This is a genomic window from Roseateles flavus (assembly GCF_039872765.1).
Taxonomy (GTDB): domain Bacteria; phylum Pseudomonadota; class Gammaproteobacteria; order Burkholderiales; family Burkholderiaceae_C; genus Roseateles_B; species Roseateles_B flavus.
In genome coordinates, this window is the sequence record NZ_JBDPZC010000018.1 from 18,857 (window position 1) to 39,630 (window position 20,774).

Annotated in this window: 14 protein-coding genes, 1 tRNA gene and 1 pseudogene; 10 read left to right on the forward strand and 6 right to left on the reverse strand. The window is 63.6% G+C overall.

The genetic code is table 11. From position 1 onward, the window contains the following. Positions 1-73: 73 nt before the first annotated feature. On the forward strand, positions 74-2,326 hold the full coding sequence (locus ABDJ40_RS23385) for an AAA family ATPase (protein ID WP_347613361.1): 2,253 nt from the start codon (positions 74-76) through the stop codon (positions 2,324-2,326). A gap of 61 nt (positions 2,327-2,387) precedes the next feature. After that, the gene (locus ABDJ40_RS23390) at positions 2,388-3,416 is read left to right on the forward strand and encodes a hypothetical protein (protein WP_347613364.1); all 1,029 of its coding nucleotides are present in this window, start codon (positions 2,388-2,390) and stop codon (positions 3,414-3,416) included. A gap of 297 nt (positions 3,417-3,713) precedes the next feature. Here ABDJ40_RS23390 and ABDJ40_RS23395 read toward each other — a convergent pair whose 3' ends face one another. The 5 genes from ABDJ40_RS23395 to ABDJ40_RS23415 all read right to left on the reverse strand — a co-directional run bounded on the left by ABDJ40_RS23395 (position 3,714) and on the right by ABDJ40_RS23415 (position 7,234). After that, the gene (locus ABDJ40_RS23395; RefSeq protein ID WP_347613366.1) at positions 3,714-4,433 is read right to left on the reverse strand and encodes an NYN domain-containing protein; all 720 of its coding nucleotides are present in this window, start codon (positions 4,431-4,433) and stop codon (positions 3,714-3,716) included. 254 nt (positions 4,434-4,687) lie between these two features. Continuing rightward, positions 4,688-5,437, reverse strand: a complete 750-nt coding sequence (locus ABDJ40_RS23400; protein WP_347613368.1) for a transcriptional regulator domain-containing protein — start codon at positions 5,435-5,437, stop codon at positions 4,688-4,690. A 202-nt stretch (positions 5,438-5,639) separates the two neighbouring features. Then, a tRNA-Ser gene (locus tag ABDJ40_RS23405) sits at positions 5,640-5,730 on the reverse strand. 106 nt (positions 5,731-5,836) lie between these two features. Further along, positions 5,837-6,748: an SPFH domain-containing protein gene (locus ABDJ40_RS23410; protein WP_285983413.1), complete on the reverse strand. Its 912-nt coding sequence runs from the start codon at positions 6,746-6,748 to the stop codon at positions 5,837-5,839. A gap of 48 nt (positions 6,749-6,796) precedes the next feature. Next, the gene (locus ABDJ40_RS23415; RefSeq protein WP_347613370.1) at positions 6,797-7,234 is read right to left on the reverse strand and encodes an NfeD family protein; all 438 of its coding nucleotides are present in this window, start codon (positions 7,232-7,234) and stop codon (positions 6,797-6,799) included. Positions 7,235-7,398: 164 nt separating this feature from the next. On the opposite strand from ABDJ40_RS23415, the gene ABDJ40_RS23420 reads away from it, so the two are divergent. Then, positions 7,399-9,657, forward strand: a complete 2,259-nt coding sequence (locus tag ABDJ40_RS23420) for an Orn/Lys/Arg family decarboxylase (protein ID WP_347613373.1) — start codon at positions 7,399-7,401, stop codon at positions 9,655-9,657. A 263-nt stretch (positions 9,658-9,920) separates the two neighbouring features. On the opposite strand, the gene fabI is transcribed toward ABDJ40_RS23420, so the two are convergent. Continuing rightward, on the reverse strand, positions 9,921-10,700 hold the full coding sequence (gene fabI, locus ABDJ40_RS23425; RefSeq protein ID WP_347613375.1) for an enoyl-ACP reductase FabI: 780 nt from the start codon (positions 10,698-10,700) through the stop codon (positions 9,921-9,923). Between the two features lie 509 nt (positions 10,701-11,209). Here fabI and rimP point away from each other — a divergent pair. The 7 genes and pseudogenes from rimP to ABDJ40_RS23460 all read left to right on the forward strand — a co-directional run. After that, a pseudogene (gene rimP / locus ABDJ40_RS23430) lies at positions 11,210-11,692 on the forward strand (ribosome maturation factor RimP); the annotation flags it as partial. Positions 11,693-11,835: 143 nt separating this feature from the next. Continuing rightward, positions 11,836-13,314 carry a transcription termination factor NusA gene (nusA, locus tag ABDJ40_RS23435; RefSeq protein WP_269633208.1) on the forward strand — a complete coding sequence of 493 codons (1,479 nt, stop codon included), beginning with the start codon at positions 11,836-11,838 and terminating at the stop codon, positions 13,312-13,314. A gap of 50 nt (positions 13,315-13,364) precedes the next feature. Then, positions 13,365-16,322, forward strand: a complete 2,958-nt coding sequence (infB, locus tag ABDJ40_RS23440) for a translation initiation factor IF-2 (RefSeq protein WP_347613377.1) — start codon at positions 13,365-13,367, stop codon at positions 16,320-16,322. Positions 16,323-16,396: 74 nt separating this feature from the next. Next, positions 16,397-16,780: a 30S ribosome-binding factor RbfA gene (gene rbfA / locus ABDJ40_RS23445; RefSeq protein WP_183104992.1), complete on the forward strand. Its 384-nt coding sequence runs from the start codon at positions 16,397-16,399 to the stop codon at positions 16,778-16,780. A gap of 36 nt (positions 16,781-16,816) precedes the next feature. Next, complete coding sequence (gene truB, locus ABDJ40_RS23450; protein ID WP_430765675.1) at positions 16,817-17,815, forward strand: tRNA pseudouridine(55) synthase TruB; 999 nt, start codon at positions 16,817-16,819, stop codon at positions 17,813-17,815. Between the two features lie 91 nt (positions 17,816-17,906). Further along, entirely contained in the window at positions 17,907-19,739 is a 1,833-nt protein-coding gene (gene typA, locus ABDJ40_RS23455) for a translational GTPase TypA (protein WP_269633206.1), read from the forward strand. A 118-nt stretch (positions 19,740-19,857) separates the two neighbouring features. Further along, positions 19,858-20,739 carry a DMT family transporter gene (locus ABDJ40_RS23460; RefSeq protein WP_347613379.1) on the forward strand — a complete coding sequence of 294 codons (882 nt, stop codon included), beginning with the start codon at positions 19,858-19,860 and terminating at the stop codon, positions 20,737-20,739. Positions 20,740-20,774: the final 35 nt, after the last annotated feature.

Here is a 20,774-nt window from a genome sequence, read left to right on the forward strand (position 1 = left end):
AAATCGACACTTCGCGATTGCCAACTGGGACTGTTGCGGTCTGCATGACACTAGAAGATTCAGGGGGACTGTCATGCTGAAGGGCTTTCAGCGCATCAAGGGGCTAGGCGTATTCGCTGACTACACGCCGCCCGCGGGCACCGCCGAATTTGGAGTCAAGAACCTCATCTACGGATGGAACTACTCAGGCAAGACGACGCTGTCGCGGCTCGTCGCGATGTTGGAGTCGAAGGCCCTCAATCCAGAGCTTCCGCAGTGCACGTTCACGATCTCGACCGACGCGGGCAATGTCACAGAGGCGAACTTCAAATCGACGTCGCATGTCGTTCGCGTCTTCAACTCCGACTTCATTGCTGACAACCTGAATTTTGCGGGCAGTCATTTCAAGCCGATTCTGCTACTCGGGTCGGAATCGGAAGCTGCACAGAAGGAGATCGAGCGATGCGAGGCGATGCACAAGCGAGCCGCCGATGGCGCTGCTGAGCAATCCAAGGAGGCTGCAGCGGCGACAAAAGCGTTGAGCGCAGCCAAGACAGCTACGTCAGCGACGATCAAGAAGACGATCGGCCTGGTGGCGGCGTTCGGCTCGACTCAGCTCGATGCCGAGCTTCGGATCGTCGGCCTCGGGTTAAAGGACTATGCCTTGGGCGCTGATGCCTTTGACGCCGACATCAAGTTGGCCCACGCTTCCGCCAAGGAGAGCCTTCCGGCTATCCCAGCGGTGGAGGTGAAGATGTCTTTGGCGGATTTGTCGAAGCGGGCTTCGACGCTGCTAACCAAGAAGCCCGACCTCGCAAACACGATCGCTCATCTCGTTGATAACCCACCCCTGGAGACATGGGTGCAGACGGGCCTGAACCTGCATCAAGGGAAAACGGCTTGCGAATTCTGCGGAGGCGATTTGGCCGCCGAACGCTTCAAGGCACTCAGTGAGCACTTCTCCAAGGATCTCGAGGACCACAAGCGAGCCTTAGAGCAGTTGGTTAAGGATGTGGCCGTTGCGAAGTTGACGGTCGCTGAGCGCAAGGAGGTGGAACTCAACGCGCAATTCAGGGAGCAGTTCGTCAAAGCCAATGCGGACGTTCAACAGACTATCGGCATTTACAACGCTGAACTCGAAGCGCTCAGCGCTAACCTGGATTCGAAGTTGGCCGCACCGTTCGTGGTCATTGACTACAACGCATCCGACGGCAAGGCAACGGAAGCCCTCGAGGCGGCGCTTGCGGCGCTGAATGCTGTCTTCAAGAGCCACAACGAGGTCAAAGACAACTTCCCTGCAGAAAAGGAAGCGGCAATCAGCAGATTGAAGCAGCATTTCGCCCATGAATTCATGGTGGCGCAGGACTTGGATAGGTTCCAGGATGATCAAGCTCGGCGCGAGCGCCGTCGTCTTCGCTACGAGAGCTGCGCGGCAAAGCTGAGAACCGAGATTGACCGATTGAAAGCCGTCATTAGCCAAGCCCAGCTTGGGCGCGAGGAGATCAACAAGCGCATTGAGAGCCTGCTCGGCGGCGAGAGCGTCCAGATCGCGGTGGTCCCCACCCCGGAAGGCGAGCGGTTCCAACTTGTTCGACGTGACGGCAAGCCGGCGCGGCATCTGAGCGAAGGAGAGAAGACAGCCATCGCCTTCTCGTTCTTCCTGACCAAGCTTCGGGAAATTAAGGAGTTCGACAAGGCCATCGTCTACATCGACGATCCGATCTCGAGCCTTGACAGCAACCACATCTTTCAAGTCGCCGCGATCATCAAGGAGACGTTTTTCTACCAGCCCGCCCCCAACGCCCCGTGGACTACGCGTTGCAAGCAAGTCTTCTTCTCGACCCACAACTTTGAATTCTTCTCGCTCTTGCGCGAGCTCAAGCCGGAGGGAAAGGCCGGGGCGGCGCTCTACTTGGTCAAGCGAGTGGGGCCAAAGACGTCCGCTCTGTCGAACATGCCGGAGTCGATGCACCGATACGATTCGGAGTATCACTTCCTCTTTCATGTGCTCGATGACTTCCACAAGTCGGCCGACAAGACCGATTTGAAGGTGCTCATGCTGCTGCCTAACGCTGTGCGCAGGTTCGTCGAGCTCTACACGTATTCAAAGTATCCAGACCGCCGCATGTCCCCGGTCGACACCCGGGCCGAGCGCGTTTTCGGCGGCGAAAAGGCCAAGCGGATCTTGAAGACGCTGCACTATTTCAGCCACGCCAACAACATCGAGCGGATGTCGGAGAACAACGATCTCATGTGCGACATCGAGGCGGCCGTCGGCGACCTCATGGATCACCTTCAATCCTCAGATCCCGAGCATCTGGCGGCGCTTAGGGCAGCTGTTTTATAAGGCCCACCGGGACGCGGTATCAGCGAACTGAGGTGGCAACTTTCACAATCAACGAACAGCAATGGCAGAACTGGATGCAGAGAAGTTAAAGGAGAACGCGCTGACCTCGATCCGCCTTGGCATTGAGGACTTCCAGCGCGCCAAGCAGGCGAAGGAGCAGGGGGGCGATCCGGCCCGTGCGCTCTCAGCTGTGCGGAACCTCTTCGCAGGCATCCTGCTTCTGTTCAAGTACAAGATTGCGGTTTCGGTCGATGATCCTGACGATGCGCAGGCCCTGATCTTCAACCCTCCAGAGGTCTTGCCGCAAGCTGACGGCAACGGTGGCGTCGAGTGGAAGCCTGTTGGGAAGTTCAGAAAGACGACCATCGATGTCGCGACCATCAAGAAGCGCTTCGAGGGGTTCGATATTGATGTCGACTGGCAGGCCATCGAGAAGATGCAGGAGTGCCGCAATCACCTGGAGCACTTGCACCCGGCCAATACGCTGGGCGAGGTGGCGGGCTTCGTGGCCGACCTGTTCCCCGTGCTGCGCGAGTTCATTCAGACGCAACTGAACGAGCAGCCGGCCGAAGTACTGGCCAATGCATGGCCCGTCATGCTCGCGCACCACGAGTTCTTCACCAACACAATGGCGACATGCGCGGCTGCTTGGGACGACGCGGGCGTCCCTGAGTTGATGAAGCCGTGGCTAGATCAGTGTCAGTGCGAGAAATGCGGATCTTCCCTGCTCCGTCCTAGCCAGGACGACATTGAGGACGGGGCCAGCGTTGAGAGCCAGGACAAGTCGTTCGATTACGTCTGCGTCGCTTGCGGCCACTCGGACCTGATAGCTCCGCTGATGATTAAGGCACTCAACGACGCCGACGACTATGACCCCCGCGATGGAGGCGAGCCCGGTGTCGAGGGCTGCAATGAGTGTGACCGATCTACCTTCCTCATCCATGAGCAGCATTGCCTTTGGTGCGGCGCTGAACTCGACTACAAGGAATGCTCAGTCTGTGAAGAATCGCTTGGGCAAGGTGACCAGTGGAACGGTGGCCTTTGCGGCTACCACGCACACGTCTTCGACAAGGTGATGCGAGACGACTAGGTTCGCTCAAGAAGTCGAACCGACACACCTGTCAGACTTGACGAGAACGCTGCGCAATTCCATCGAGGTCGATGACCGCTTGGTACCAATCAGCGTGAATACGCTCGCCGGCGGCCACCGGCTGCTCCCGCTGCCTTGCTGCCTTCCATCAACGAGCGGCAGGTTCAGGCTGAATGCCGACCTCCCGCAGGCTAGTGTTGGCGGGCAGCTACCGACCCAATGCCGCCAGCAAGTTGCATGATTTGACTTTCCGTAGCAGTCATGCGCGTACGAGGAGGCTGGGACAGCCGAACGGGACTACTTCAGCTTGATGTGCAAGTGATTGAAGCCCGCAGCATCAGTGGTCTCCTTGACTTCCAAGTAGTGGTGTTGCTTGCGCACCAGGTCGCTGAGCTTGCTAAAGCCGTAGTTCCGCGGATCAAAGGATGCGTGGTTTTTGCTGATGAAGGCGCCTACGGCTGAGAGCGACGACCAGCCCGTGTCACGCTGTGTCTCTTTCACGGCGTGCGACAGCAGACCATGCAGGGCCGGAACGTCTTTCACCTGTACAGACAACCCAGGTTCTACGCCCGAGGCAGGTTGTTTCAACACCTCAACGAAGACGAACTTATCGCAAGCCGCGATGAAAGCGTCTGGAGTCTTACGTTCCCCGAACCCATAAACGACCTTGCCGGCCTCCCGCAGGCGAGTGGCAAGTCGAGTGAAATCGCTGTCGCTGCTGACGAGACAGAAGCCATCTACATTGCCTCCGTACAACAAGTCCATGGCGTCGATGATGCAGGCGCTGTCCGTGCTGTTCTTGCCCTTGGTGTATGCGAACTGCTGCATCGGTTGGATTGCATGGCGGTGGAGGTGATCCTTCCAAGCCACCAGGTTTTGCGTAGTCCAGTCACCGTAGGCGCGCTTCACGGTCGCGCCCCCGTACTTCGCGACCTCTTCCAGCAGCTCCTTGATAACCGCTGCGCTGGCGTTGTCCGCGTCGATGAGTACCGCGAGCCGAAGTGCGTCTTGTGCCATTGTCCTGTTTCCTTTTTCCGACAGCCTACCCGATAGCCGCCGCAAGCAAACGACCGGTTGTGGCCGACAGCGGACCCTGGCGGTGGGCTGGTTGAGTGGCAGCCAACGCTGCAGAGCCACCATTCGGCCAGGACCGTTCGGCGGTCAGGGCTTGCAAGCGCGCCGTTCAATCCTAGCCGGCGCCCGCAGTCAAGTGGACCGAGCTCATCGCCGCCGTCGCTTCCCGCCGCTCCGGGTAGTCATGCTGAGGCAAGTTAGGCTGAGCCATCTCGCCTGCCATTGCCGGCGAATTCTTTCGGATTCGGACTGCCGCTCCGATTTGCCAAGTGCCTGTATCCGCTGGCGGCCATTTCCCGTGCAAGTGCGCGGGGTTTGGCCACCTCTTGGGATGTCAGAGCATCTGTCCTGGTTCGGGCCTCATGAAGGGCTAGTCCGGAATTCACGATCATCCAAGCCTGCGCATCTGTGACCTTGTGCTTTGCGCCATAGTTCATGAGGTCCAGTAGGCGAAGGCTCTGGAGGAAGAACATCGGCTTGTTCCTATGGGCCTTGGGCTCCGGCGCACCAATCTCCTGAAGGTAGGTGCGTTGCCTCTTCGTCAGAAGCGATTTGGCGTTGCGAAGTTGCGCTTCCAGTGCGGCCACGTCCTTGGTCGTCGCGGACAGGTCGAAGCGGATGACGACTTGCCCACGTGAGAGTCGCGGCTTGGGCTTGCGAGGCTGATCTTGCTGCCAAGACCAGCTCGTGACCGCCGCATCGCTAAAGCTGGGCTTTGGGGCATGGCCGTATGCAGACTTGTAGTGCTTGAAGCGCTTCAAGCCGAACTCGTTCGCGACCGCTTGTTGAGCCGTCGCGTCATCGCCTGCCGCTGTGCATTGCTTGGCGAAGTCGGGATTGCGGCGCAGGAATTCCCATGCCCATCGCTTGAAGGTCCACTTCTCGTAGCCTTTGTACTCTTGTACGTCGATTCCCGTGGGGCGGTTCTTTGTGGTTGCTGTGCTCATCCTCAAAGACTAACAACGCCAATGAGGTCTGAGCCAACGCGCGTGCCGCTGGCGCATGCCAGTGCAGTCTTTTGTGGCCTTGGTCACAAACTTGACGCTCAACGCAACCCAAAGATGCTCACCGCATCTCAAGCTCAGTTGTGGGTTGATTTGTGGGTAGAAATGAAAAAAGCCGCTAGAAGCGGCTTTTCATGGGGTGTAGTGGCGGAGAGAGCGGGATTCGAACCCGCGGTGGGCTGTTAACCCACACACGCTTTCCAGGCGTGCGACTTAAACCACTCATCCATCTCTCCGAAGCCCGCCATCATAGCGCAGTTTTTTGGGCCGCCAGGAAACTTCGGTAAATTTTTGAATATTTTCTGCGGAGGCTTCCCGCGGGGCCGGCGGCCGGGGCGGAGTTCAGGCCTTGCCGCCCTTGATCAGGGCCATCGCCGTGCCGATCAGGCCGGAGACCTCGCCCATGTTGTTGGGCACGATCATGGTGTTGTTCTTCTGGGCCAGCTGGGCATAGGCCTCGACCGCCTTCTCGGCCACCTTCAGCTGCACGGCCTGCTCGCCGCCGGGGGACTGGATGGCCGCTGCGATCTGGCGGATGGCCTCGGCGCTGGCGCCGGCCACGGCCAGGATGGCGGCGGCCTCGCCCTCGGCCTTGTTGATCTCGGCCTGCTTCTCGCCTTCGGAGCGGGCGATGGAGGCTTCGCGCTCGCCGGTGGCGATGTTGATCTGCTCCTGGCGGCGGCCTTCCGAGGCGGCGATCAGGGCACGCTTGTCACGCTCGGCGGTGATCTGGGCCTGCATGGCGCGCAGGATCTCGGCCGGCGGGGTCAGGTCCTTGATCTCGTAGCGCAGCACCTTGACGCCCCAGTTGAGTGCGGCCTCGTCCAGGGCCTGCACCACGGCACTGTTGATGATCTCGCGCTCCTCGAAGGTCTTGTCCAGCTCCATGCGGCCGATCACCGAACGCAGCGTGGTCTGCGCCAGCTGGGTGATGGCGATGATGTAGTTGCTGGAGCCGTAGCTCGCACGCATGGGGTCGGTGACCTGGAAGTACAGGATGCCGTCCACCGTCAGCTGGGTGTTGTCCTTGGTGATGCAGATCTGGCTGGGCACGTCCAGCGGGATCTCCTTCAGCGAGTGGCGGTAGGCCAGGCGGTCCACGAAGGGCACCAGAAAGCTCAGACCCGGGGTGAGGGTGGCGTGGTACTTGCCCAGGCGCTCGACCACCCAGGCGTTCTGCTGGGGCACGACCTTGACGGACTGGATGACGAAGATGGCTGCGGCGATGAGGATCACCAGCGCGATGAGTTCCATGAATCCTCCTTGGGGTTCTTGATGAATGGAGCGGGGCAGGGCAGGGCTTCAGGCGTCCAGCAGCAGTGTGCTGCCGTCGACGCCGCGGATGGTGTGCACGCCGGACTGCGGTGTGGCGCTGCCGGCGTAGCGGGCCTGCCAGCTGGCGCCGCGGTAGCGCACGGTGGCATGGCCGCCGGGCTGCCAGGCGTCCACCTGCACCTGCTGGCCGATGTCCAGCAGCACGTCCGGGTTGTGGCCTGCCGGGGCTTGCGGCTCTTGGCTGCGGCGCGCCAGCTGGCGGCGGTGCCACAGCGTGACGGCCAGGCCGCCCACGAGGGCTGCGGTGATCATCTGCCCCACGCTGGCCAGGCCGGCATGGGCCGAAAGGGCTGCGCAGGCCGTACCGATAGCCAGCATCAGCAGGTAGAAGGTGCCCGTGTAGAGCTCCGTGGCGACCAGGATGCCGGTGGCAATCCACCACCAGGTCGAAGCGTCGAATCCCATCTCGTCCTCCTTTATTTCATGATGTGAACTGAGTGTATCGCCCGGCTTTTGCCGGCTTGCCGTTCTGTTTGTGCGACAAAGCGAAATTGGATCTTGCGCTGTCAGCTGCTAGCCCTACACTTCGCGCCTTTGATTTTTCGCCCGTGTTCCCGGAGGGCCCTGAAATGCTGCGTTTCCGTTTCCCCATCGTCATCATTGACGAGGACTACCGCTCCGAGAACACCTCGGGTCTGGGCATCCGTGCCCTCGCCGACGCCATCCAGAAGGAAGGCTTCGAGGTGCTGGGCGTGACCAGCTACGGCGACTTGTCGCAGTTCGCCCAGCAGCAGAGCCGGGCCAGCGCCTTCATCCTGTCCATCGATGACGAGGAGTTCACTCCCGGCCCCGAGCTGGATCCGGCGGTGCTGAACCTGCGCAAGTTCATCGAGGAGATCCGCTTCAAGAATGCGGACATTCCCATCTACGTCTACGGCGAGACTCGCACCTCGCAGCACTTGCCCAACGACGTGCTGCGCGAGCTGCATGGCTTCATTCACATGTTCGAGGACACGCCGGAGTTCGTGGCCCGCCACATCATCCGCGAGGCCAAGAGCTATCTGGACGGCCTGGCGCCCCCCTTCTTCAAGGCGCTGATGGACTATGCCCAGGACGGCTCCTACTCCTGGCACTGCCCCGGCCACTCGGGTGGCGTGGCCTTCCTGAAGAGCCCGGTGGGCCAGATGTTCCACCAGTTCTTCGGCGAGAACATGCTGCGCGCCGACGTCTGCAATGCCGTGGAGGAGCTGGGCCAGCTGCTGGATCACACGGGCCCGGTGGCGGAGTCGGAGAAGAACGCCGCGCGCATCTTCAATGCCGACCACTGCTTCTTCGTCACCAACGGCACGTCCACGTCCAACAAGATGGTGTGGCACCACACGGTGGCCCCGGGCGACGTGGTGGTGGTGGACCGCAACTGCCACAAGAGCATCCTGCACAGCATCATCATGACCGGCGCGGTGCCGGTCTTCATGACGCCCACGCGCAACCACTACGGCATCATCGGCCCCATCCCCGAGAGCGAGTTCGCCCCGGAGAACATCCGCAAGAAGATCGCCAAGAACCCGCTGCTCAAGGGCGTGGACGCCAAGAAGGTCAAGCCGCGCATCATGACGCTGACCCAGAGCACCTACGACGGCGTGCTCTACAACACCGAGACCATCAAGCAGAAGCTGGACGGCTGGATCGACACGCTTCACTTCGACGAAGCCTGGCTGCCGCACGCCGCCTTCCACACCTTCTACGGCTCCTACCACGCGATGGGCAAGAACCGCGCGCGTCCGAAGGAGGCCATGGTCTATGCCACGCAGTCCACGCACAAGCTGCTGGCCGGCATCAGTCAGGCCTCGCAGGTGCTCGTGCAGGACGCGCAGAACGTCAAGCTGGACAAGCACCTGTTCAACGAGGCGTACCTGATGCACACCTCGACCAGCCCGCAGTACTCCATCATCGCCAGCTGCGATGTGGCTGCGGCCATGATGGACGCGCCGGGCGGCCCGGCCCTGGTGGAGGAGAGCATCGCCGAGGCCCTGGACTTCCGCCGCGCCATGCGCAAGGTCGAGGCCGATTACGGCAAGGACTGGTGGTTCAAGGTCTGGGGGCCGGACAAGCTGGTCGATGAAGGCATCGGCAAGCCCGCGGACTGGATGCTCAAGGCCAACCAGAAGTGGCATGGATTCGGCAACCTGGCCGCCGGCTTCAACATGCTGGACCCGATCAAGTCCACAGTGATCACGCCGGGGCTGGACATGAGCGGCAAGTTCGCCAAGACCGGCATCCCCGCCAGCATCGTCACCAAGTTCCTGGCCGAGCATGGCGTGGTGGTGGAGAAGACGGGGCTGTACTCCTTCTTCATCCTGTTCACCATCGGCATCACCAAGGGCCGCTGGAACACGCTGCTGACCGCGCTGCAGCAGTTCAAGGACGACTACGACCGCAACGCGCCGCTGTGGCGCATCATGCCGGAGTTCTGTGCGGCCCAGCCGCGCTACGAGCGCATGGGCCTGCGCGACCTGTGCCAGAGCATCCACGAGGCCTATGCCCAGGGTGACATTGCCCGCCTGACGACGGAGGTCTACCTCTCGGATCTCGAGCCCGCCATGAAGCCCAGTGATGCCTACGCGCACATCGCGCATCGCCGCACCGAGCGCGTCGAGATCGACAAGCTCGAAGGCCGCGTCACGACTTCCCTGCTGACGCCTTACCCGCCCGGCATCCCCCTGCTGATCCCGGGCGAGCGCTTCAACAAGAAGATCGTCGAGTACCTCAAGTTCACCCGCGAGTTCAACGTCAAGTTCCCCGGCTTCGCGACCGATGTGCACGGCCTGGTGGCGGAGAAGGACGAGAACGGCAAGACGCACTACTACGTCGACTGCGTCAAGAATTGACTCCCCCCTACCGGCTTCGCCGGCCCCCCAGGGGGGCGAGCTTGAAGGCCCGGCAGAGCCGGATCCCCAAGCTCCGTGCCTGAAAAACAAAACGGGACTCGAGGGTCCCGTTTTGTTTTGTCGACATGAAACTCGCTGCCCTAAAAGGACGGCCGCTGACCGCTATCGAGCCGCCGCATTTGCGGGCAAAGCGTGTGCCTTGAAAAACAAAACGGGACCCGAAGCAGGTCCCGTTTTGTTCCTCAGCGAAGGCGGTAGGGGGGTTACTCCCCGCTGAGGGCCACGTGGCTGAAGCCGCCGTCGACGTAGATCACTTCCGAGCTGATGCCGCCCGAGAGGTCGGAGAAGAGGAAGGCGGCGGTGTTGCCCACATCCTCGATGGTCACATTGCGGCGGATGGGCGTGGTGGCGGCGAACTGGGTCAGCAGCTTGCCGAAATCCTTGATGCCCGAGGCGGCCAGGGTCTTGATGGGGCCGGCGGAGATGCCGTTGACGCGGATGTTGCGCTCGCCCAGGGCATAGGCCAGGTAGCGCACGCTGGACTCCAGCGAAGCCTTGGCCAGGCCCATGGTGTTGTAGTTCGGCACGTAGCGGTCTGCACCCAGGTAGGACAGGGTCAGCAGCGAGGCGCCCGAACGCAGGCGCGGCGCGGCGGCCTTGGCCATGGCCGGGAAGCTGTAGGCCGAGATGTCGTGGGCGATGCGGAAATTCTCGCGGGTCAGGCCGTCCAGGAAATTGCCGGCAATGGCCTCGCGGGGGGCGAAACCGATGGAATGCACGAAGCCGTCAAACTCGGGCCAGACCTCGCCCAGCTGGGCGAAAAGGCTGTCGATCTGCTCGTCGCTGGAGACGTCGCATTCGAAGACCAGCTTGGAGTCGAATTCGGCGGCGAATTCGGTGATGCGGTCCTTGAAGCGCTCGCCCACGTAGCTGAAGGCCAGCTCGGCGCCTTCGCGGTGGCAGGCCTTGGCAATGCCATAGGCAATCGACCGGTTCGAAAGGACGCCCGTGATCAGCAGGCGCTTGCCGGCGAGAAATCCCATGTCTGCTCCTTGGTATCAATGTTCAAATCAGCGCGGGATTCTCGCACGGCCTCGTTTCAGGGCAAGCCGGGTTCTTGCGGGCATGGTGCTTGCATAGTACAATCCTGGCTTCGCTGAATAAGTGAAGCGCCTGTTGGTTTGATTGGCGGCGGTGCCGGTTGGTTCAAGGCACAGCGCGAGAAGCTTCAGGCGACATGCACCCAGGTGCATGTCTGGCAGAGGGTGCTTTCATGAACTTGAATGGCACTCAGATGTGGGCGGATTTTTCCAGCCCATTTTTTTTGCTTGATCTGGCGATGGAACTTTTGTTCTGAAGTTTTCTGTTTGATGGGTGACCTGAGTCCTTGAGGCGCGGGTCATCGGTCGAGCGACCGCTTGAGTGCTCTGCGGTGCGGGAGTCCGCGCTGGCCCGGCGAAAGCCGAGTCAACGTGCCCGTGCGGCAGAGCTTCAGGCGCTTTTTGACTGCTGTTTTTTGCTCCTCGAGAGACTAGAAGCCCACACCGAACGCATGACGAATTGGCAAGCTGCTGTAGAGAAAACCGTGACCGGTCTGGGTTACGAGCTGGTGGACTGCGAGCGCAGTGCCGGCGGTTTGCTGCGCGTCTACATCGACAAGCTGCCTGAGCAGGCGCTGGCCGGTGAGGTGATCACGGTGGACGACTGCGAGCGCGTGACGCGCCAGCTGCAGTACGTGCTGGAGGTGGAAGGTGCAGATTACGCCCGGCTCGAGGTGTCCTCGCCGGGGGTGGATCGTCCGCTCAACAAGCTGGCTGATTACCAGCGCTTTGCCGGCCACGAGGTCGAGATCACCCTGCGTGAGGCCTTCCAGGGCCGCAAGAAGTACCGCGGTGTCCTGTCTGCCGAGGGCGAGGGCTGGCGCGTGGTCTTCAATGACGGCAAGGGCGATCAGGCCCTGGACTTCGCGCTGGACGAGGTCCGCAGCGCCAAGCTGGTGCCGGAAATCACTTTCAAGGGGCGCAATGCCGCCCCCAAGGGCGCTGCCACTCCCGGGCAGGCCGCAGCAATGAAGGCCAAGGCCGCGAAACCTGCGAAGAAGAAGCAGAGCAACGCCAAGGCCCGGCAGTCTGTCGAGACTGCCGATCAGGATGACAAGGTTGACGGAGGTCTCGATCAATGAACCGCGAACTGTTGATGCTGGTGGACGCCATTTCCCGCGAGAAGAGCGTGGAGCGTGATGTGGTGTTTGGTGCCGTGGAAGCGGCCCTGGCTTCGGCCACCAAGAAGTTGTATGGCGGTGAGGTCGACATCCGTGTGGCCATCGACCGTGACTCCGGCGAGTACGAGACCTTCCGCCGCTGGCACGTCGTGCCCAACGAGGCCGGCCTGCAGAACGCCGACGCCGAGATCCTGCTCTTCGAAGCCCAGGAGCAGATCCCCGACATCGAGATTGATGACCACATCGAAGAGCCCGTCGAATCCGTGCCCATCGGCCGTATCGGCGCGCAGGCCGCCAAGCAGGTCATCCTGCAGAAGATCCGTGACGCCGAGCGCGAGCAGCTGCTGAACGACTTCCTCTCGCGCGGCGAGAAGATCTTCATCGGCACTGTCAAGCGCCTGGACAAGGGCGACATCATTGCCGAGTCTGGCCGCGTGGAAGCGCGCCTGCGCCGCAACGAGATGATCCCCAAGGAAAACCTGCGCACCGGTGACCGCGTGCGTGCCGTGATCCTCGGCGTGGACCCCACCCAGCGTGGCCCGCAGATCATGCTCTCGCGCTCCAGCCCCGAATTCATGAAGGAGCTGTTCGCCCAGGAAGTGCCCGAGATCGAGCAGGGCCTGCTGGAGATCAAGAGCTGCGCCCGTGACTCCGGCTCGCGCGCCAAGATCGCCGTGCTGTCGCACGACAAGCGCGTCGACCCCATCGGCACCTGCGTGGGAGTGCGCGGTTCGCGCGTCAACGGCGTGACCAATGAGCTGGCCGGCGAGCGCGTGGACATCGTGCTGTGGTCGGAAGACCCTGCCCAGTTCGTGATCGGCGCCCTGGCGCCGGCCAACGTCCAGTCCATCGTGGTGGACGAGGAGCGCCACGCCATGGATGTGGTCGTGGACGAAGAGAATCTGGCCATCGCGATCGGTCGCGGTGGTCAGAACGTGCGCCTGGCCTCTGAGCTGACGGGCTGGCGCATCAACATCATGACGGCCGAGGAATCGGCCGCCAAGCAAGCTCAGGAGTCGGAATCGGTCCGCAAGCTCTTCGTCGACAAGCTCGATGTGGACGAGGAAGTGGCCGATATCCTGATCGCCGAAGGGTTCACCAGCCTGGAAGAAGTGGCCTATGTGCCCATGCAGGAAATGCTGGAAGTCGAGGCCTTCGACGAGGACACAGTCAACGAGTTGCGCGCCCGTGCCAAGGATGCGCTGCTGACCATGGAAATTGCCCGCGAGGAAAAGGTCGAGGAAGTGTCCCAAGACCTGCGCGATCTGGAGGGCGTGACGCCCGACCTGATCGCCAAGCTCGCCGACGGTGACATCCATACCCGCGACGACCTGGCCGACCTGGCCGTCGATGAACTCGTTGAACTGGCCGGCATGGACGAGGCTCAGGCCCGCGCCATGATCATGAAGGCCCGCGAACACTGGTTCAACGCCTGATCCGCAGGCACGCAACCATTCGCACCCAGATTACCCAGAAGGATCCCCACATGGCTGTGACCACCGTCGCCCAGTTTGCTGCAGAGCTGAACAGGCCTGCCAGCACGCTGCTTGAGCAGCTTCAGGCTGCCGGCGTCAAGAAGGCGTCTGCCGAAGATGCGCTCAACGAAGCCGACAAGGAGCGTCTGCTGGACTACCTGCGCACCGCGCATGGCACCAGCAGCGCCGAACGCAAGAAGATCACGCTGACCCGCAAGTCGACCAGCGAGATCAAGCAGGCCGATGCCAGCGGCAAGGCCCGCACCATCCAGGTCGAAGTGCGCAAGAAGCGCGTGTTCGTCAAGCGTGACGATGCTTCCGGCGTGGACGAATCCAATCTGCAGGCCGAGCAGGAAGCCGAGCTGCAGCGCCGCGAGGAAGAAGCCCGCGCCCAGGCCGACGCCCTGCGCAAGCAGGAAGAGGAGCTGGCGACCCGCATGCGCGAGCGTGAGGAAGCCGAGCGCCGTGCCCGCGAAGCAGAGGAACAGCGCCGCCGCGACGAGGAAGCTCGCATGGCCGCCGAAGCCGAAGCCAAGGCCGCTGCCGAAGCCGCCGCCAAGGCCGCCGCCGAAGCCGCCGCCAAGGCCGCCGCCGAAGCCGCCTCCAAGGCCGCCGCCGAAGGCAAGCCCGCGCCCGCACCCGCTGCGCCGGCTCCCGCGCCCGTGGCCGCCCCGGCGCCTGCGCCCGTGGCCGCCGCCGCCGCACCGGCCGAACCGCCCAAGCCCCAGCTGCGCGTCGTCAAGGCCGGTGACAGTGCCGCCGACGAAAAGCAGCGCCAGGCCGACCTGGAACGCCGCCGCAAGGCCGCCGAGGCCGAGGCCGCCGCCATCCGCGCGATGATGAACGCACCCAAGAAGGTGCTGGTCGCGAAGAAGGAAGAGCCCAAGCCCGCCGAGCCTGCCAAGGAAATCAAGGGCACCATCCACAAGAAGCCGGGCGCTCCGGGCGCTGCCACGCCTGCCACGGCCAATGCCGGTGCCGGCGCCAAGCCGGGTGACAAGAAGTCCGTCAAGAGCGAGAAGCTCTCGTCGAGCTGGGCCGATGACGCCGCCAAGAAGCGCGGCCTCAAGACCCGTGGCGACACCGCTCCCGCAGGTGCGGCTCGCAGCACGCCGGGCTGGCGCGCGCCCAAGGGTGGCGCAGGCCGTCGTGGCGACCGCAATGACCGCGGTGGCAACAGCAACTACGCCGCCCCGACGGAACCGGTGATCCAGGAAGTGCACGTGCCCGAGACCATCTCGGTCGCGGACCTGGCCCACAAGATGTCCATCAAGGCGTCCGAGGTCATCAAGAAGCTGATGCTGCTGGGCCAGATGGTCACCATCAACCAGCAGCTGGACCAGGAAACGGCCATGATCGTGGTCGAGGAAATGGGCCACAAGGCGTTCGCCGCCAAGCTGGACGATCCGGATGCCTTCCTGGAAGAAGAGGGCGCCGACGCCGACAAGGAACACGAGCTGCTGCCGCGCGCACCGGTCGTGACCGTCATGGGCCACGTCGACCACGGCAAGACCTCGCTACTGGACTACATCCGCCGTGCCCGCGTCGCGGCTGGCGAAGCTGGCGGCATCACGCAGCACATCGGCGCTTACCACGTCGACACGCCGCGCGGCATGATCAGCTTCCTGGACACCCCGGGTCACGAGGCCTTCACGGCCATGCGTGCCCGCGGTGCCAAGGCCACTGACATCGTCATCCTGGTCGTTGCGGCCGATGACGGCGTCATGCCCCAGACCAAGGAAGCCATCCACCATGCCAAGGCGGCTGGCGTGCCCCTGGTCGTGGCGATCAACAAGATCGACAAGCCCGGCGCCAACCTGGATCGCGTGAAGAGCGAACTGGTGGCCGAGGAAGTCGTGCCGGAAGAATTCGGCGGCGATTCGCCCTTCGTGCCCGTGTCCGCCAAGACCGGTGAAGGCATCGACAGCCTGCTAGAGCAAGTCCTGCTGCAGGCCGAAGTGCTGGAGCTCAAGGCCCCGGTGGCCTCCATGGCCAAGGGCCTGGTCATCGAAGCCAAGCTGGACAAGGGCCGCGGCCCCGTGGCCACGGTGCTGGTGCAGAGCGGTACGCTCAAGCGCGGCGACGTGGTGCTGGCCGGCTCGACCTACGGCCGCGTGCGCGCCATGCTGGACGAGGACGGCAAGCCTTGCCAGGAAGCCGGTCCTTCCATCCCGGTGGAAATTCAGGGCCTGACCGAAGTGCCGCAGGCCGGTGACGAGTTCATGGTGCTGGGCGACGAGCGCCGCGCCCGTGAGGTGGCCACCTTCCGCCAGGGCAAGTACCGCGACGTCAAGCTGGCCAAGCAGCAGGCCGCCAAGCTGGAGAACATGTTCTCCGACATGGCCGCCGGCGATGTCCAGACCCTGCCGCTGATCATCAAGGCCGACGTGCAAGGCTCGCAGGAAGCCCTGGCCGCTTCTCTGCTCAAGCTCTCGACCGACGAGGTCAAGGTGCAGATCGTGCACGCCGCCGTGGGTGGCATCAGCGAGTCCGACGTCAACCTGGCGATCGCCTCCAAGGCCATCATCATCGGCTTCAACACCCGTGCTGACGCGGGTGCCCGCAAGCTGGCCGAGCACAACGGCGTGGACCTGCGCTACTACAACATCATCTACGACGCCGTGGATGAGGTGAAGGCAGCGATGGGCGGCATGCTGGCGCCGGAGCAGAAGGAAGAAGCGCTGGGCACGGCCGAGATCCGCGTGGTCTTCGTGGCCTCCAAGATCGGTACGGTGGCCGGCTCCATGGTCACCTCCGGCCTGGTGCGCCGCAACGCCAAGTTCCGCCTGCTGCGCGACAACATCGTCATCTACACGGGCGAGGTCGAATCCGTCCGCCGCGAGAAGGACGACGTCAAGGAAGTCAAGGAAGGCTTCGAGTGCGGTATCAAGCTCAAGAACTACAACGACATCGCCGAGGGCGACCAGCTCGAGTTCTTTGAAATCAAGGAAGTGGCGCGTACGCTGTAACAAGGCAAGCGGGCCCCGGCCGACAAACCCCGCCTCAGCAATGCGGCGGGGTTTGTGCTTGAAAGGAATCCACCATGCGACACAAGCGTTCCATTCCCAACCGCGGCTTCCGTGTGGCCGACCAGATCCAGCGCGACCTCTCCGAGCTCATCCGTGAGCTGAAGGATCCCCGCGTCGGCATGGCCACGGTCAATGCCGTCGAGGTGACGCCGGACTACGCCCACGCCAAGGTCTTCTTCTCGGTGCTGGTCGGTGACCCGGAGGCGTCGGCCGCCGCGCTGAACGAGGCCGCCGGCTTCCTGCGCAACGGCCTGTTCAAACGTCTGCAGATCCACACCGTCCCCACCCTGCATTTCCATTACGACCGCAGCATCGAGCGCGCGGCCGAGATGAGCAGCCTGATCGCCAAGGCCAATGCCACCCGCGTGAAGGACGAAGACGACGACCGCGAGGACTGAGCCGCGCGCCGACTCGCCATCCCTGAGAAGAGACTCTTGAGCCGTACCCCCGACCTCGCCCCCGAGCAGGCGCCCGCAGCGCCGGCCCGTGCCCCGCGCCAGCGCATCCAGCGCCGGCCGGTGCATGGCGTGCTCCTGCTGGACAAGCCCCTGGGCCTGTCCAGCAACGACGCATTGCAAAAGGCGAAGTGGCTGCTGCGTGCCGAAAAGGCCGGCCACACCGGCACCCTGGACCCGCTGGCCACCGGCTTGCTGCCCCTGTGCTTCGGCGCGGGCACCAAGTTCAGCCAGGTCAGCCTGGACGCCGACAAGGCCTACGAGGCCGTGCTGCAACTGGGCGTCAAGACCAGCACCGGCGACGCCGAGGGCGAGGTCCTGCAGCGCCGCCCGGTGGACGTGACGCGCGAGCAGATCGAGGCCGCCTGCGCCGCCTTCACGGGCGAGATAGACCAGGTCCCGCCCATGCACTCGGCGCTCAAGCACGAGGGCAAGGCGCTATACGACTACGCACGGCAGGGCATCACCATCGAGCGCCCGGCGCGGCGCGTCACCATTCATCGCATCGACATCCTCGACTGGCAGGATGGCGAGATCCAACAACTCCGCATTGCCGTCCGATGCACCAAGGGCACCTACATCCGCACCCTGGGCGAGGACATCGGCGAGCGGCTGGGCTGCGGCGCGCACCTGAGCGCGCTGCGGCGCACCGGCAGCGGTCCGCTGCGGGTGGAAGATGCCATCACCCTGGACGCCCTGGCGGCCATGAGTGAAGACGAGCGACTGGCGCTCTTGCGCCCGCCGGACAGCCTGCTGCAGGACTGGCCCGCCCTTCGGCTGGATGCCGACGAGGCCGGGCGATTCCTCTCGGGCCTGCGGCGACGCGTTGCCGCCGCAGATGCCGGGCAGGTGAGGGTCTACGGACCTGAACCGCAAGCATTCCTGGGCAGCGCACACGTGAAGGCCGGCGAGCTGATCGCCGATCGGCTGCTGAGTCCGCAGGAGGTGCAGTCCCTCCTGGCCGGGCCCGGCACCTGATCCGGCTGATTCCTCGGCCACACCGGCCCAACGACTGCCCCGCGGCGGCACTTCGGTTCCGCGCCGCAAGACGATTACCTAGCGAGCATTTATGAGCACCCAAATCCGCAACATCGCCATCATTGCCCACGTTGACCATGGCAAGACCACCATGGTGGACCAGCTCCTGCGCCAGAGCGGCACCTTCGCCGACCACGAGAAGGTCGTCGACACCGTGATGGACAGCAATGCCATCGAGCGCGAGCGCGGCATCACCATCCTGGCCAAGAACTGCGCCGTGTCCTGGGAAGGCACCCACATCAACATCGTGGACACCCCGGGCCACGCGGACTTCGGCGGCGAAGTGGAGCGCGCCCTGTCCATGGTGGACGGCGTGGTGCTGCTGATCGATGCGCAAGAGGGCCCCATGCCCCAGACGCGTTTCGTGACCAAGAAGGCCCTGGCCCTGGGCCTGCGCCCCATCGTCGTGGTCAACAAGGTGGACAAGCCCGGCGCCAAGCCGGACTCCGTGATCAACGCCGCCTTCGACCTGTTCGACAAGCTGGGCGCCACGGACGAACAGCTGGACTTCCCCGTGGTCTACGCCTCGGGCATCAACGGCTGGACCTCGCTGGAAGAGGGCGAGCCCGGCGCCCAGTGGGGCCCCGACATGTCGGCCCTGTTCAACACCATCCTGAAGCATGTGCCGCCGCAGAAGGGTGACCCCGATGCACCGCTGCAGCTGCAGATCTCGGCGCTGGATTTCTCGACCTTCGTCGGCCGCATCGGCGTGGGCCGCATCAGCCAGGGCACCATCAAGCCCGGCATGAACGTGGCCGTGATGGAAGGCCCGGATGGCAAGACCGTCACCGGCCGTATCAACCAGGTGCTGACCTTCCAGGGGCTGGACCGCGTGCAGGTCACCGAGGCCGGCCCGGGCAATATCGTGCTGATCAACGGCATCGACGAAGTCGGGATCGGTGTGACCGTCACCGACCCGCTCAATCCTCAGCCGCTGCCCATGCTGAAGGTTGACGAGCCGACGCTGACGATGAACTTCTGCGTCAACACCAGCCCGCTGGCCGGTCGCGAAGGCAAGTACGTCACCAGCCGCCAGATCTGGGACCGCCTGCAGAAGGAACTGCAGCACAACGTGGCCCTGCGCGTGAAGGAAACCGACGAAGACGGCGTCTTTGAGGTCTGCGGCCGTGGCGAACTGCACCTGACCATCCTGCTGGAGAACATGCGCCGTGAAGGCTACGAGCTGGCCGTGTCCAAGCCCCGCGTGATGTTCAAGGACATCGACGGCGTGAAGTGCGAGCCCATGGAGCTGGTGACGGCCGACGTGGAAGAAATCCACCAGGGTGGCGTGATGCAGGCCCTGGGTCTGCGCAAGGGCGACCTGGTCAACATGGAGCCGGACGGCCACGGCCGTGTGCGCCTCGAGTACCGCATCCCGGCCCGCGGCCTGATCGGCTTCTCCAACGAGTTCATGAACCTGACGCGCGGTTCGGGCCTGATCTCCTCCATCTTCGATGGCTACGAGCCGCACAAGGGCGAGATCGGAGGCCGCAAGAACGGCGTGCTGATCTCCATGGACGCCGGTGAGATCTTCACCTACGCCCTGGGCAAGCTGGACGACCGCGGCCGCATGTTCGTCAAGGCCAATGATCCGGTCTACGAGGGCATGATCGTCGGTATCCACAACCGCGAGAACGACCTGGTGGTCAACGCCACCCGCACCAAGCAGCTGACCAACTTCCGTGTCAGCGGCAAGGAAGACGCGATCAAGATCACACCGCCGATCGACCTCACGCTGGAGTACGGCGTGGACTTCATCGATGACGACGAGCTGGTCGAGATCACGCCCAAGAGCGTGCGTCTGCGCAAGCGCTACCTCGTCGAGCACGAGCGCAAGCGCATGTCGCGCGAATCTGCAGCCTGAGGCTGCATCCTCGCGCGCCATGCGCTGCGCGCAGGCATGTTGCTCCCCCCAGCCCCCCTCCGGGAGGGGGTTCTAGCCAGATAGTTGAGAGCGGCCCCGCTGGGGCCGCTTTGTCGTGATGAGCCATCGTCGAGCTGTCCTGTTGATGATTCTGGTGACCCTGCTGTGGAGCACGGCAGGGGTGGTGTCGCGGCATCTGGAGGTCGCCCGAGGCTTTGAGGTGACGTTCTGGCGCAGCGCCTTCAACGCGCTCTCGCTGGTGCTGGCGCTGTCGTGGATGCGCGGTGCGGCGTTCTGGCGGCAACTGCCGCGCATGCCGCGGGCGGTGTGGATCTCGGGGCTGTGCTGGTCGGTGATGTTCACGGCCTTCATGATGGCCATCACCATGACCACGGTCGCCAATGTGCTGGTCACGATGGCGCTGGGGCCGCTGTTGACGGCCTTGTTCTCGCGGCTCTTCCTGCACCACCGGCTGCCGCTGCGGACCTGGATCGCCATCGTGCTGGGCAGCGCGGGCATCGCCTGGATGTTCGGGCACGAGATGCAGGGCAGCGCGGCCAGCCTGGCCGGCATGGGCGTGGCCCTGGCCGTGCCGCTGGCGGCCGCCACCAACTGGACCTTGCTGCAGCGCATTGCCCACAGCGACGCCTCGACGGAGAAGCCGGACATGCTGCCGGCGGTGCTGATCGGCGCCTTGCTGTCTGCCCTGATGACGCTGCCCATGGCCTGGCCCTTCGAGGCCACCTCGCATGACCTGACCCTGCTGGCCGGCCTGGGCCTGACGCAGCTGGCCATTCCCTGCCTGCTGGTCGTGCGCCTCACCCGCGTGCTGCCGGCACCCGAGGTGGCCCTGCTGGGCCTGCTCGAGGTGATCTTCGGGGTGTTGTGGGCGTGGTGGGGCGCGGGGGAAGTCCCGTCTTCCTCCGCCCTCTGGGGTGGTGCTATGGTGCTGGCCGCGCTGGTCGGCAATGAATGGCTGGGCTGGCGGCGCGTGCGTTGAGGAGCCTGCTGAAGGCCACGCGCCCTGAACAATAA